The organism is Sphingomonas glaciei (genome assembly GCF_023380025.1).
Classification (GTDB): Bacteria; Pseudomonadota; Alphaproteobacteria; order Sphingomonadales; family Sphingomonadaceae; genus Sphingomicrobium; species Sphingomicrobium glaciei.
Genome location: NZ_CP097253.1, coordinates 242140 through 256056, shown reverse-complemented (window position 1 = coordinate 256056; position 13917 = coordinate 242140). Strand labels below are relative to the sequence as shown.

Below are 13917 nucleotides of genomic sequence, written 5' to 3'. Positions count from 1 at the left end.
AGCCAGCGGGCGCGCCTAGGGGCGCTCAAACTCTGCTGGCTGCGCTTTTGCCCGGTCGAACGCCGCCTTAATGCGATCAGTCACAATGGGGCCTCTATCATGGTCCGTTTGCTTACCCGGCCCACCCAAAAGCGTTGCCGCCATGCCATTCAGCTTGGACAACCAATATACGCCCTGGTCCCTGCGATCTTCGGCCCAAGCCCAGCCGCCCTGTTCTAGCGCACCATTAGGTCGAACGAGATACAAGTTCTCCTCAGCATAGGCGGGCAGCCCCACTCCGATGACGACCCGCTTGTGGGTGTCCCGTGCAAGCTCCGTGTTGCGTGCCATCCTCGCATCATTAAAGCGGTACTCGACGGCAAACCATGCATCCATTTGCGGCAATAGGAAGTCAGGTGCTACGCCAAGTTTGGGGTCCCAACCTTCCTCTCCGGGCTGCCAACCTAGTCCGAGAGCATCAAAGAAAGCGGCCCATTTGACGGCGGCTGGCGACCTCATCCGCTGGCCCTGGTACCGCCACTCACCGGCCACTATCTCAAAGGTTTGATAGTTCCGGCCCTGTATATTGAAGATGGACCATTCCTCACCAAGCTCGGCCAAATGTTCGTTGAGCCAGTCTTCGGGCGGCAATGTCAAACCGGCGCGGATGGCCGGGGGAGCTTGGTCACCCATCTCCAGTAGGTAAAGCTCAACTAGCCTGCCAACTACCGTGTGCCTCCGCTCACTCTCGGCATCGGCCTGCTGGGAGGTCCTTCCTGCAAGTTCGGCGCGAGCTTGCTCCGCGAAGGTGCCAACATTGGATAGGAGCTTAAACGCAAACACGATTAAGGCGAGGGCAACCAACGCCACAACACCAATGACTGCGGTGAGCGCGAACTGATGTGAAATCAGCCAAGCGCCAGCGACAATGGCCAGCGGAACTCCTAGCGTCAGTACTGCTCGCGAAGGTTCATTAAGCCTTACAAGCTCAAGTGTGTCCTTGGCGGCCTTGGCCCTAGCCTCTCCCCAAATGCTCTTCGTCATCCCCGCCCACCCTTAATACCAACCAGCCCAGATCAGAGCATCCTTAAGCTCTGGCAGCAGCTCCATAGCGCGGTAAACCTCTTCGGGCTTCCGCTTTGCGAGGTCCCGCTCATGGTACCCATCCGGGAACACTACCTCTAAGCGACCGGTGGGCCATCGCGTGACGGTGATGCTCCCGAACTCCCGGATTAGGCAGTCGCCTTCCCGCTCCCGCCGCTGTCTATCCAGCAGGTCCAGGTGGCTGTCCTTGTTCCGCATCACCTTGGGGGCAAGGCCCGCCTTCATCCGTTCAAAGTTATTCGCGCCGCGCACCAAGTGGCAGCGGTAGCAGGACCGATCACGGGTCCGTTTCCGGAAGTCGCCACAGCGCCCGCAGGGCTTCTCCAAGGCGATGTAGTAGGACGCACCATCAATGAAGGCTGACCACCGCTCCTCGCTGCTCACGCGGCCCCGCAGGGCTGCCATGAACGTGGGGTCGGCATCACATAGCCGCCGCTGGGGGGCGTCCAACTTATCGGCGCGCGGCTGGCGCTGGTGAAGGGTAAAGCGGGCATCAGATTGCGGCCCGTGCGGCCGGATTGACTTGGAAATCGTGCGCTCCATTTGGCTGAACTTCGCCCCATGGGTGAGCCTCACGGGTGGTTACCGTCCTTATGCCTCTTAGTCATGGTCTGGGGGGCGGCCGGAGGAACCAATCGGCTAGAAGCAGACGCTATTTCACTATAGATTCATACCCGAAGAGACTAGTGAATGTATTAGTCATAGTAAGCCTTAAGGCATGTTCGTGTGTCTTCTTAACGATAAAGCTATCATGGATGGGCAGTGCTACTATGCCCTGCTGCGCCAAGGCATCCAATACAGCTAGTGCCAGGTCACTATCCTGCCTTTGCAGCCTAAGTCCCATGCCCTCGCCTAGGAGGTGCCGAACGGGCGCTAGGTGTCTTTTGTATCGCGCGACGTAATCCGATGGCTCGATGCCTTCAGGCATACGCGCCGCGCCAGCCCTGCGAATGTATCTGCCGCCCCTGTGCCGCTCACGATTAAGCAGTCGCATGAAGGTTTCTTTGCCTAGCTCGCGACTGAACCCATCAAACTCATAAGGGTCGTAGTCGAGCTGAAGCCCCACTGTGGCAAACAGCATGGTTGGATGAAGCTGCGCATAGTCCAGCTCTACGGTAGGCTCTCCGTCTATGGTGATTAAAGCCCGCTCGGACTTGGGTACACCTATCCACCAGCCGCCGTAGAGCCTGCCGCCAAGGTGCCACTGCCGGGTAAACACACGGAACAGTCGCTTTGCGGTCATGTCGCCTAGGTACTGCCGGTGGCGACGTTCCTCATCACTCAGATCTTCGAAGAGCTTGGTGCGCGCCCGGATGCGCTCCCAAGCATAATCGGCTAGCTGGAGGTCAGAGTTGGCCAACAACCCGTTGATGCGCTCTATCATGACTCTACTGGCTTGCACGTCTGCCGGTTCAGGACCCGCCGATGGAGCATTGCCCTTCAACTCAATGAGGTTACGTGGCGGGTTTCTAATGCCTTCGGGGCGAAGGCCATGAACCTCCATCAGTTCACGCATGGCTCGTTTGGCTCGCAGTCGGGACCGCATCCCCCGCTGCTCATTGACACCGTCAGGCTTTGCCACACCTTTGCGCCCAATCGCGAGACCCAGCGTCTGCAACTGATTGAAGGCGAGCTGGACGGCCGTGAAGCTCAAGCCCGTGTTGGCGTAGTCGTTACTGTTAAGGGACAAGGCAACGAACTTGCGAGGATTGCGGCGGTTGAGTGCGGCGACCGCTAAGTTAGCCAGCAGCACTTTGATGGTGTGCTGGCGCAATGCGGCGTCCGCTGGCTTCAGCGCCCGCTTGCGGCCCTCACTGCGGACAATCCTGTCCAATATGTCCCGTAGGAACGCTTCGCCGGGTTCGCCCAAGAGTTCGCGGTTGGGCTGAAACGGCATCGAGTTACGCAACTGCCGCCCACGACGGTCTGGGTCGCTCGATAGCCCGCTATGGTGGTTGATCGGTTCGGGGCGCACGCGGAACACCAGTGACTACAGGCCGTGGAGTGGCAGGGTTGCAGGAGTGGATTGCCGGGACAGGCTCGCCCGGCTAGCGTCCCGGTACAGCGTGCCGATGAACAGGGGAAGGGTACCAGCTCGGGGTACCCGACCCTAGTTGAGGTTCAGGCCCATATCCCGGCTAAGTAGCTTCCGCTTCCAGAGGCTCTCCAGCTCGTCGAGCTTGCCGACATCGTTGGTGCCGACAACCTCAAGCACACTTACGAAGTAGTCGCTCGGGTCGCGCAATCGCAGGCCAACGTTTCCCCCATGGCCCGTAGCCACATACTCACGCCAGCGTCCAAGGAAGCCGTCTTCCCCCGATGCCTTGCCGACATAGTGTTCTTTCGTCCGGGGACAGGCCAGAAGGTAGATACCCCGCGTCGCCCGCAAGGCTTCCTTCCACCCTATTGGCATTGCCTCAATCTCGGAGAGAGAGCGGATGAACCGAGTGAAGCCCGGAAAGCTCTCTTCCTCCAGTTCCCGGGTAAGCTCCACGATAACCTTAGAAGTACCGGCGCGACTGTCGGCCCGTTGGTTCCAGCTTCGCAGACCCGCTCCCCAATCAACGAAGAGCCTTCCTTGATACGGCGCTAGCCTTTCGTCCTTGGTGCAGCGGTACTGATCGGCGGTAACGCCTATGTCGCTGCCGGGCGGGGTACCCGTTAACGGGTCAATGATGCCCTCTGGCGCTGGCCCTAGATACTCAACTCCATACAATCCCACGAAGAGAGTACCTGCGCGTTGCGGCTCGACGACAAAGCTAGCCCAATAGGGGTAGTCAAACTCGCGTCTTTTGGTCGGGTTTTGGAAGCTCTGGTATAGTTCGAACTGCTCCGGTTGATCGCGCCATAAGCTGTAGGGAGTGCGCCCATTAGCCTTCACCGTTTGATGTCGCAGCAATCGTACATCAGCCGGGTTGATGCCCTCAGATTGCAGCAACAGATTGAAGGTCAGCGCCATGCGCTAAACTCCCTCAGCTAAGCGCGCTAACACCACGGACGCCGACCCCCTTCGTACCAGCGAGCTAGGCCCTCGTTGACAAGTGTATCGCCAACGCTGCGCCCATTAACGAGGACAAGCCGCAACTCGCGCCCGTACACATCCTTATCACCGTCGATCGATTGCAGCGTGATCGTGCCGCTATCGAGGAGCTGTTGCAGCCGCAGCGTGGCGCGGTCGCCAAGCTCCTTTTCGGACTGGCAGCGGGGGTCATGGGTCTCGGGGGCGTCTATATCCGCTATCCTGATCTTGCGGCCCTCAAGCCAGACCGTGTCCCCATCCACTACGCAGTTGTAGCCGCCACCGATGTAGCACATCGAGAAGTTGGCGCGGACGCCTCCGCCTTCCGTATGGGTCGCAGAGTGCCGCTGCCACAGCCCATCGAGCCAGCCTGCGCCGTAGGCCGTACCAGCCAGCGCGGCAGCCCCCCACAGCGCGACGAAGCCCAACCAACTCTTTGCACGCCTGCGCCGCCTCGCCGCCCCGGCTCGGGCCTGCTCGTCCGAACCACGGAAACCCGTTCGTTCGCCGGTCCGTCCTGTCCGAAAATCGCCCCGGATAACTCGGCCTTTCCCCCTCATGCCCGTTGCCCTATGCCCCGATGGCGATTGCTTGCAGCTCCACCGTGGACGCTGCGGCATCGCTAGGCAGTAAGCTGGCCGATAGCTTCCGCTTGCGCGAGGGCTGCGCCGCGAGCTGCATGGTCCTTATCAAAGGCAGGGTAGATGGGACCGCCATCCTGTCAGGTGATCGAGTGCGAAGTCCGGTCAGGATGTCCGCTATGAAGTCAGCCACCCAAACGATGCGACCGCCACCAACATGAGTACGTGGACCGCCACCTAGCTGTAGCAATGCAACCTGATCGGGGTCGGCATTGATGTCCAAGCCTCCGAATAGCGAAGCGATATGACGCCGCCCCCGCTCGAACTTGGCCGTAAAGCGGCGCTCACGGGTTTCCCAAGTGTCGGCATCCAGCGAACACTCAATATGGAGCAGGTGCTTGGTGTGCGGGTGGACCGCCACAACGTCCAACTCGCCTTCATGGCCACCCTTATCTCGCTTGCCGACGAGTACCGATTTGCGGACGAAGTACCCGTTGAACTCCAGCCATTCGGCGGTCAGGTCCTCTAGATGATTGGACATACGCCACCCCCTTTTGCGGTGTCAGTTCGACCTTATCGCCGCCCTTTTTTCAACCCGTTGAATGGCGGCGCGGGACACCCCGTAATGCTTGGCCAGGACGCCCAAGGACGCGCCCTCCTGCCGCCGCTGCATGATTTCCTGTTGAGCTGCTTCGGACAACGCTGATGGCCTTCCTAGCGCCTTCCCGGACGCCTTGGCGCGGGCCAGTCCGGATTGCGTCCGTTCGATCAGCAGGTCCCGCTCAAACTCGGCAACGGCGTTGATGACGCCCATGGTCATCTTCCCTGCTGCGCTAGTCAGGTCCATGTTGCCTAAGGCTAGACATTGGACCCGCACCACGTCTGCCGCGAGGGCTTCAATGGTGGCCCTGACATCCATGGCGTTACGGCCCAAGCGGTCCAGTTTGGTAACGATAAGCACGTCACCGCTTTCGAGCCTGTCCCGCAGCTTGGCGAAGCCGGGGCGTTCTCCTGCCGCTACGGACCCTGACACTGTTTCCGTTATGACCCGCTTGGGTTCGACCTTGAAGCCAGCCGCCTCAATCTCGCGGACTTGGTTCTCTACCGTCTGATCGGCAGTGCTTACGCGACAATAGGCAAAGGTACGCGCCACAGTTGCTCTCCTGTATCGGAATGATGGCTCGTAACTGATGGTGTATCGTAACGCCTGTCAAGTTATTTTTCGATACAGGTTCGGCGGCTGTATCGTAAACGGTCCTTTCAGTTACAAGGCGATGAGAGATTGCACCGTTGCGCGTGAGGGGGTGCATGGGGGAAAACGCTTTACATTGCAGCAACACTACCGCTTCAAATAGACGCGTCGTGCACTGGTCGCGGACTGCTGTGGCCTTGCTTGGCGCTTACGCAGGTCGGCGCTTCATTCAGAGGAAAATGCGAGCTTGGACGAGCCAGTAATCATCGACGACGGCGGGAAGCTAGCGGTTTGGTTAGCTGATGCCGGCAATGAAGGACAAACTGTACGGACCCGCTTAGCTGCCAGTGATCGCGTCATCGCTCGTGTGACTGATGGGATCTACCGCCAGCCCGCCTCTGCGCTTCGAGAGCTGATCTCGAACGCCTGGGATGCTGACGCCTCTAAGGTGACTATCCTTACTGATGCGCCGCGTTTCTCTCGGATTTATGTCAGGGACAACGGCAGAGGTATGTCCCACGCCACGCTCTCGCGCTTGCTGAAGAACATCGGCGGCAGCGCCAAGCGTAGCGAGGAAGGCGCTGACCTCGGGATAACATCGGAACATGACAGCAGCAAAACACCCGCCGGGCGCCCACTGATTGGTAAAATCGGCATCGGGCTATTCTCGATAAGTCAGCTTGCCCGTCGTTTCCAGATCATCACCAAAGTGGAGGGGGCACCTTACCGTCTTATCGCCGAGATAAAGCTGCGAGCCTATGCTGAGGATGGTTCAAATCAGGTCGAGGCCGAAGATGGCGATGAGTTCATAAGCGGCGAGGTCTTCGTTCGACGGGAGGCGGTGAAAGACCTTTCTTCTCATGGCACCGACATAATCCTCGATGACATAAAGCCACGCGTAAGAGACATCTTGCGTAGTGCTGACCGTTGGCGCGCGGTCATTGAAAGAGAGGAGGCCCTCGAGAAGGGAGATCTCGACACTTACACAAGCATGCGTGTTAGTCGGCCATCCTATCACTCCGGATTCATGGCCGGTCCGCTCAGCGGGGCAACTGAACCTTCAATATTGGCGATCCAGCCGACCCTGCCATGGGCGGCCGAAGATCCATCCGACTGTAGGATGTTGAAGCTGGTTGAAGCCGTCGAGGGTGAGTTTACGCGCGTTGAGCGGCCGGACCTAAATCAAACGCTGGATGCCTACCTAGAGATGATTTGGAGCTTGGGCCTCTCGGCTCCTGTACCTTATGTAGAGAAGCACCCCTTCGAGCTAACAGCAAAGGACAACATCGATCTCTTCTGGATCACCAAGGAGCGGGGACGAGGACTTCCGGTAAGCTTAGAGGGCAGTACCACCGTCCGTGAAGCGATCGAAAAACAAGTAGAGGGGAACCCCAAACTTCGTGACGGACTTGATGCTGTTGGCCGCTTCGACGTCAGCGTGGATGGAGTACTTTTAAAGCGGCCCATAAGGTTCAAGCACCGACCTACTGCCATCCGCGGCCTCGAGAGACCGATCCTTTTCGTAGGGCAATACGCGCCCGACCTGTCGAAGCACTCTCCCTCGCAAAGGGGCGGTGGTGAACTTTCGCTGGACGCTTACTTGTTTTGGACTGGGCGCATTGTCCCCAAGGAGAATAATGGCGTTTTAGTTCGGATACGTGGAGCAAGTGGTTCCCTATTCGATCCAACTTTCTTCAAGTACCAGGTTTCCGAGCAGACGCGCTTGCGGCAGATCACATCAGAACTTCTTGTGTATCGAGGGCTAGACGCTGCACTCAATATTGATCGCGAGTCATTCAACTTCGCTCACCCCCATCTGCAACTAGTAACTCTGTACCTTCATGGGGCCATCAGACAGCTTACAAATAGGCTCAAGGACAAATCGTCCGAACTCAGGGCTTCGAGGAGGGAACAGGAAGAGAGGCAACGGGGAGACCGGCTCGGTTCAGTCGTCGCGAACCTTTGGCAGCAACGCAAGGGTGATAGCAGTCCTCCATCAGTGGTACTTGCAACTGATGATAGAGCGCTGATTGAAGCACGAGAATCAGGATCACTGGCGTTTCAGCGAACAGAGCTGATTGCGCCGGACTTACAGCACGGAGGTTTTGAGTCTGAGCCAGTTGTAAAAGCCTTAGTTCAAGTGCTCGCGGCTTTCGACGTGTTTGAAGATAGACCCTACGAGGAGCAGCAGAAGCTTGTCTCCGCTATCGTGAATCTGGTGTGGGGTGATCGCTCGTGACGGCTGCTCCTAGTGATGAGACCGAACAGGACGTTCCGCAAGAAGAGGAGTACGACAAGCTTGTTTTCGGCACGGATGCTAATGAACCATCCGCTGCAACGAGCATCTCCTTCGATAAGCGCCAAGACTTCATGCCTTGGCACCACCCTGTTAAGCAGATCGTTCGCGACTATCAGTGGGGTGAACATGCCGAGCGCCTGATCCGAGACTTTCGTAAGCCTGGAGATCGTCAAACTCTACGCTACTTCACCCTTCCTGGCCCCGACCTCTTAGATGTAAGGTACCTGTCGGAGAAACTCAGTAGCTATGGCGTAGTGATAGAGTACTTCGGGTTCGACACTGGGTACGCTGATGCGACGGCCACCGCGTCCGAGTCGCGCGAGAGGTACCTGCTTACCGAGGCAGCCCTCAGGCAGTCCGGCAAAGTCAGTGACAAGGCTGAGATACTGTCAGACCGGTTGGAAGACATTGCCGTGGATAGCAGTCAAGCCGCAAACCGGCTTAACCAGCATGATACATTCGACGTCGTTAACATAGATGCTTGTGATCATCTGGGGTACCTTCCGCAATCACGAACTAAGTCCATTTTTGACGCCTTAGAGGTCCTGCTGCTTCATCAGCTACGCGCCCGGAAGCCGTGGATGCTTTTCGTCACCACACGCGCGAACCACCAGCTTCTAGGCGGACCTATGTCCAAAGTGGTTGGGGCTGTGCAGAAGAACATTGACGTTCATGAAGATGCATTTGCTGGACCGCTGGCTGATTGTATTGGCGGAAGCCTTCTTACGTTCCAAACCGATCTAATGGCTTGTTGGACCAAGCAAAACGACGAGTTTTTGAAGTTGTACTCTGTCGCTCTTGGGAAGTACCTTCTTCAGTACTATCACTCGCAGACTAATCTTCCTGCTCATGTGGAGCTAGTCAGCGTCGCTGCCTACAAGGTTGCCACCGATGAGCCGGACATGCTGTCGCTTGCTTTTCGCATCGATCCCAAACCGATGGTTGCACAACCGGCTATGGCCGCGGGTTCGCAAATCCTGAGTACGCTCGAACTAAGCTCGGCCTTGAAAATCGTCGAGAAGGCCAGCAAGCTCTGGAACCTCGATGACGCAATCTCGCTCCCCGGCGCGGTACGAGATACGGCGATCGAGGGGACACGTGCGCTGCTTGAGCCGGCGAACTACGATCTGCCCGCTTGGGAGGATTGGCTGGGTAATCATCCGGTCCGCCCGATAGAAGTTCGGACTTAGGGTGAGCTCCAACGGCGGAAGATTGTTCTTGAAACGTTCTGTTGGAGCCGGCAAGAGTGAAAGCGGAAGAGCTGGGAGCCGATAAGATGACGTTCGTTTCTCTGGAAGTCTGCGCAGGAGCCGGAGGACAAGCGACCGGTCTGGAAGCCGCTGGGTTTGGACACACAGCGTTGGTTGAGATTGACAGGGATTGCTGTGCAACTCTGCGGCTTAATCGCCCTGCCTGGGACGTAGTCGAAACCGACCTCAATGCTTTCGATGGAAGAGCACATAGGGGCATCGATCTTCTAGCGGGTGGACTGCCCTGCCCGCCGTTCTCAAAAGCTGGCAAGCAGCTTGGGCAGGATGATGAACGGAATCTGTTTCCTGCTGCTCTACGTCTGGTTGATGAGACTCGCCCAAAAGCTGTGATGATTGAGAACGTGCGAGGTTTTCTCGACGCAGTCTTTGAGGATTATCGAGGCTTCCTTCGACAGCAGCTGCATCTGATGGGTTACGAAGCACATTGGCGGCTCCTCAATGCGTCTGACTATGGCGTTCCTCAACTCCGTCCCCGTGTCGTCATTGTTGCTTTGCGTCACGACATAAAGGACGCCTTCGAGTGGCCGACGCCGAATCCAACTGATGCTCCAACTGTTGGAGCAGCGTTGCTCGACCTTATGCAGGAGAAAGGATGGGCAGGAGCTGTGCAGTGGGCCGAGCGAGCGGATGAAATCGCTCCCACGTTGGTTGGTGGGTCCAAGAAGCACGGCGGCCCCGACCTGGGGCCCACTCGCGCAAAAAAGGCATGGGCGAGTCTAGGTGTCGATGGGATGGGCATTGCTGATGACGTTCCGACCGCAGACTTCTTAGGCATGCCTCGGCTCACAGTCCGGATGGCCGCCCGACTGCAAGGCTTCAACGACTCTTGGCAGTTTCACGGCAAGAAGACGGCGGCTTACAGGCAAGTTGGCAACGCGTTTCCTCCTCCAGTCGCCAGGGCCGTGGCATCTAAGGTACGCGAGGCAATGATTGCGAAGGCACGTTCGTCACTTCGCCTCGCCGGATAGTCTGCGCTTAGCGTTCGCAGCCTTAGTCAAGCGCTCATGTTCCTTGATAAGGAACTTGTGGTTGGCTGGCAGGTCCACCCATTTCTCGAGACGGTAAGCGGCTTCCCGCTTTCCACTCGGGAGCTTGCGAAGTGTAGGGGGAATGACCATCCCGATTACCGGGTAGCGCAGCTCCCTAAGGCGCTTCTGCCAATCGTCCTGAAAGTCATCGAAGTTGGCAACGAACTCCAGTAGCCACGAAGGCGTGGGTTCCGGTGCATGCAGCCGCAGCGTTTCGGCTATGCGTTCGTAGACGCTCTCCTTTGACATGATCTCCTGCATCTCGGCATCGTTGAAAGAGCTAAAGTAGTCTCGCTTACCCTGGTTGCACGCCTCGCAAAGCGCCCAGAGGTTCTCTGAGACAGTAGCTCCGCCCCACGTCCTGGGAATCTTGTGGTCAACTTGAAGTTTGACACCATCACCGCCCACGGTCCGACCGCACATTTGGCACCGCTGATGCGCTCGGTGTAAAACCTCGGCACGTACCCGAGGTGTGATTTTTCCGTCGTCCGCAGCAGCTTTGCCCCGCTCCCCTTCATAGACATAGACCCATCGGCCAGCGACCTTTCGTCTCGGCGCATGGTAGTAGTCACGAAGTTCTCGGATACGTTTGTCAAGATGCTGCTGGTCGCCGATTGCGCCAGTTCCACCGAGATGTTCCCGGATTTCATGGACATCGAGTCCCTGCGGAGCGCCCTTAAGTAACTCCAGGATCTTTTCGTGAATGGCGCCTAGGCCAGGCCTTTTCATTTCGCTCAACTAGCCTCACCCGCGACTCACCAGACTCATTTGAGTCAAAGGCGGACTCATCGGCGCTGGAGTCAACGGCATGGCGGACAAAATCAGCAAGGAGCGACGGAGCGCCAATATGAGCGCCATCCGGAGCAAACACAGTAAGCCCGAGATGCAGGTCCGGCGCCTACTACACTCGTTGGGATACAGATTTCGTCTTCATCGCAAGGACCTACCCGGCAAACCCGACATTGTGCTGCCTGGAAGGCAAGCTGTGATCGAAGTGCGGGGCTGCTTCTGGCACGTACACCCGGACCCCAAATGTAAGGACGCCCGCCCGCCTGCTTCTAATAAGGGCTATTGGTCATCCAAGCTCGGACGTAACGTACAGCGGGACGCCGCCAACCTTGCTGCCTTAGAAGCGCTCGGCTGGCGTGTTCTAGTGCTCTGGGAATGTGAGGTCGCTTCGCCTGACCTGGCCGCCCGCTTGAGCCACTTTCTCAACCCAACGGGCTAACCGAACTAGTTCAAACCTGCCTCCATTCCCGCCCAATAAGCTTCTTAGCCAGGTCCGCAGGCCGCAAGTTCACGTACCGGAACAACATTCGGGGATCCTTATGTCCACTTATCAGCGCAACCTCAGGTAACGTCAGTCCCATCTCGCAGAGGCGGGAGATGCCTTCGTGGCGCAAGTCGTGGAAGTGGAGGTCGCCGAGCTCTGCTCTGTCTCTGGCGCGCTCCCACGCCTGCTTCAGGGCTTCCGTGCTCATGGGGAACACTCGACCACAAGCAAGCTCGGGACGGAGCTGTCGTAGAACTGCTAGTGCTCCGTCCAGCAGCGGGATGGTACGCGGTACTCCGGTCTTGCTGTCGGCGATGAAGGCTGTCCGTTCGTGCCAGTTCACCTGTTCCCATTTCAGCGCCAGGATCTCGCCGCGCCGCATGGCCGTTTGTATTGCGAACTCGACGACTGAGGCGACTAACGGGTTCCGGGTCCGCTTTAGCGCCACCTTGAGCCGTTCGTACTCGCCGTGCGCTAGTCGCCTGTCTCGCGCATTAGCGAGTTGGGGACGCTTAACGCGGTCCAGCGGATTGGAAGGCAAGTCGATGTCCCACTCGTGGCGTGCGACCTCCAGTGCGTGGCGAATGAGGCCAAGCTCCCGATGAACGGTTCCGGGTTTCACTTTAGCCAGCCGGGCAGTCCGGTAGTCAGCGAACACCCTGGAGTTTAAGTCGGCGAGCGCCAGATCACAGAAGGCTTGCTCGCGTAACACCTTCTTGAGCCGAGCAGCTTCCGTGTACACGCTGTCCTTTGTCGGGCTGACTTCCCGTATGTATCGCTCAAGTATGTCCCGCAGCGTGGTACCCTTGAGTACCCGGAGGTTTAGCGGAGCTAAGGCGCGATCAATCCGACCTTCCTGTTCCCGCGCCCATGCTTGAGCTTCCACTTTGGTGGGCAGCGTCCGCGTCTGTTGCGGGTAGCCCTTTCGCCTGATCTGGACGCTCCAGCCGTTCTTACGCTTCGTGATTGTCGCCATGTGTCACTCGCTGTGTTCGATATGTGTTCAGCGAGTGCCAGGAGCTTAGTTGCTGACCCCATGCGGACGCAAGGAGCCGGGCTAAGCCTCGGCTTTCATGGGACTATTCAGAGGGAAAAATGGTGGGCGTGGCAAGGATTGAACTTGCGACCCCTGCGATGTCAACACAGTGCTCTACCACTGAGCTACACGCCCACGCTGCACGCGCCTCTAGCCGCGCCTTGGGAGGGGCGCAAGGCGTCCGTTACGCAATCGCGAGGAATTTCTCGCGGCGAGCCTGGCGGAGCTGGTCGGGCGACTTGCCGGCGAGCTCGTCAAGCTCCTCAAGGATCGCAGCCTTGAGGTTGGCGATCGCTTCCGCGGGAGCGCGGTGGGCGCCGCCCAGCGGCTCGGGGACGATGCGGTCGATGACCTTGAGCGACAGGAGGTCCGCGGCGGTGATCCGCATCGCTTCGGCGGCATCGGCGGCCTTGTCGGCGGTGCGCCACAGAATCGAGGCGCAGCCTTCGGGGCTGATCACCGAATAGACCGCATGCTCGAGCATCAGGACCCGGCTGGCGGCGGCGATCGCCACCGCGCCGCCTGACCCCCCCTCGCCCACCACTACAGCCACCGAGGGGACGCCGAGCGCAAGCCCGCGCTCGGTCGAGCGGGCGATCGCCTCGGCCTGGCCGCGCTCCTCGGCCTGGACGCCGGGGAAGGCACCGGGGGTGTCGATCAAGCTGACCACCGGCAGGCCGAAGCGGTCGGCCAGATCCATCAGCCGGATCGCCTTGCGATAGCCCTCGGGCTTGGCCATCCCGAAATTATGCTTGAGGCGGCTGGTGGTGTCCGAGCCCTTCTCATGCCCGATGAGCATCACCTTGCGCCCGTCGATCCGGGCCAGCCCGCCCAGGATCGCCTGATCGTCGGCAAAGGCGCGGTCGCCGGCCAGGGGCAGGAATTCGTCGGTCAGCCCGGCGACATAGTCACGGAAGTGCGGCCGCTCGGGATGGCGGGCAACCTGCGTCTTCTGCCACGGGGTCAGCCGCGAATAGGTTTCCTTGAGCATCCGCTGGCTCTTAGCCTCTAGACGCTCGATCTCATGGTCGATGTCCAGGTCGCCGCCGCGCGCCGTATCCTTGAGTTCCGCCACGCGGGAATCGAGTTCGGCGATCGGCTTTTCGAAGTCGAGAAAGGTCAGCATAGCGGCGGG

The 13917-nt window shown here is 58.8% G+C and carries 14 protein-coding genes and 1 tRNA gene; 4 read left to right on the top strand and 11 right to left on the bottom strand.

All coding sequences use genetic code 11. The features are described 5' to 3' along the window. Positions 1 to 15 precede the first annotated feature (15 nt). The 7 genes from M1K48_RS01190 to M1K48_RS01160 all read right to left on the bottom strand — a co-directional run bounded on the left by M1K48_RS01190 (position 16) and on the right by M1K48_RS01160 (position 5836). Positions 16 to 1023: a hypothetical protein gene (locus M1K48_RS01190; RefSeq protein ID WP_249504071.1), complete on the bottom strand. Its 1008-nt coding sequence runs from the start codon at positions 1021 to 1023 to the stop codon at positions 16 to 18. A gap of 12 nt (positions 1024 to 1035) precedes the next feature. Continuing rightward, positions 1036 to 1659 carry a hypothetical protein gene (locus tag M1K48_RS01185; RefSeq protein ID WP_249504070.1) on the bottom strand — a complete coding sequence of 208 codons (624 nt, stop codon included), beginning with the start codon at positions 1657 to 1659 and terminating at the stop codon, positions 1036 to 1038. Between the two features lie 76 nt (positions 1660 to 1735). Further along, positions 1736 to 2980, bottom strand: coding sequence for a hypothetical protein (locus tag M1K48_RS01180; RefSeq protein WP_249504069.1), 1245 nt, complete (start codon positions 2978 to 2980; stop codon positions 1736 to 1738). 213 nt (positions 2981 to 3193) lie between these two features. Next, positions 3194 to 4042 (bottom strand): GIY-YIG nuclease family protein, encoded by an 849-nt coding sequence (locus tag M1K48_RS01175; RefSeq protein WP_249504068.1) that lies wholly within the window; start codon positions 4040 to 4042, stop codon positions 3194 to 3196. 26 nt (positions 4043 to 4068) lie between these two features. Further along, positions 4069 to 4530 (bottom strand): thermonuclease family protein, encoded by a 462-nt coding sequence (locus M1K48_RS01170; protein ID WP_249504067.1) that lies wholly within the window; start codon positions 4528 to 4530, stop codon positions 4069 to 4071. Positions 4531 to 4672: 142 nt separating this feature from the next. Beyond that, a complete protein-coding gene (locus M1K48_RS01165) occupies positions 4673 to 5224 on the bottom strand; it encodes a hypothetical protein (RefSeq protein ID WP_249504066.1) in 552 nt (183 codons plus the stop codon). Positions 5225 to 5245: 21 nt separating this feature from the next. Further along, entirely contained in the window at positions 5246 to 5836 is a 591-nt protein-coding gene (locus M1K48_RS01160; RefSeq protein ID WP_249504065.1) for a recombinase family protein, read from the bottom strand. A gap of 286 nt (positions 5837 to 6122) precedes the next feature. Between M1K48_RS01160 and M1K48_RS01155 the strand changes: the two genes are divergently transcribed. From M1K48_RS01155 to M1K48_RS01145, 3 genes are all read left to right on the top strand, one after another. Continuing rightward, complete coding sequence (locus M1K48_RS01155; RefSeq protein ID WP_249504064.1) at positions 6123 to 8114, top strand: ATP-binding protein; 1992 nt, start codon at positions 6123 to 6125, stop codon at positions 8112 to 8114. Further along, the gene (locus tag M1K48_RS01150; protein ID WP_249504063.1) at positions 8111 to 9364 is read left to right on the top strand and encodes a PP_RS20740 family protein; all 1254 of its coding nucleotides are present in this window, start codon (positions 8111 to 8113) and stop codon (positions 9362 to 9364) included. The genes M1K48_RS01155 and M1K48_RS01150 overlap by 4 nt, the downstream gene beginning before the upstream one ends. Positions 9365 to 9450: 86 nt before the next feature. Beyond that, complete coding sequence (locus M1K48_RS01145; protein WP_249504062.1) at positions 9451 to 10413, top strand: DNA cytosine methyltransferase; 963 nt, start codon at positions 9451 to 9453, stop codon at positions 10411 to 10413. Here M1K48_RS01145 and M1K48_RS01140 read toward each other — a convergent pair. Further along, positions 10393 to 11202, bottom strand: coding sequence for an HNH endonuclease (locus tag M1K48_RS01140; RefSeq protein WP_249505289.1), 810 nt, complete (start codon positions 11200 to 11202; stop codon positions 10393 to 10395). The genes M1K48_RS01145 and M1K48_RS01140 overlap by 21 nt on opposite strands. Positions 11203 to 11281: 79 nt before the next feature. Here M1K48_RS01140 and M1K48_RS01135 point away from each other — a divergent pair, with 79 nt between their 5' ends. Further along, positions 11282 to 11701: a very short patch repair endonuclease gene (locus M1K48_RS01135; protein ID WP_257794157.1), complete on the top strand. Its 420-nt coding sequence runs from the start codon at positions 11282 to 11284 to the stop codon at positions 11699 to 11701. Between the two features lie 10 nt (positions 11702 to 11711). On the opposite strand, the gene M1K48_RS01130 is transcribed toward M1K48_RS01135, so the two are convergent. From M1K48_RS01130 to M1K48_RS01120, 3 genes are all read right to left on the bottom strand, one after another. Then, a complete protein-coding gene (locus tag M1K48_RS01130) occupies positions 11712 to 12722 on the bottom strand; it encodes an integrase (RefSeq protein ID WP_249504061.1) in 1011 nt (336 codons plus the stop codon). 120 nt (positions 12723 to 12842) lie between these two features. Next, positions 12843 to 12917, bottom strand: a tRNA-Val gene (locus tag M1K48_RS01125). Positions 12918 to 12966: 49 nt separating this feature from the next. After that, the gene (locus tag M1K48_RS01120; RefSeq protein WP_249504060.1) at positions 12967 to 13908 is read right to left on the bottom strand and encodes an acetyl-CoA carboxylase carboxyltransferase subunit alpha; all 942 of its coding nucleotides are present in this window, start codon (positions 13906 to 13908) and stop codon (positions 12967 to 12969) included. Between the last annotated feature and the right edge of the window lie 9 nt (positions 13909 to 13917).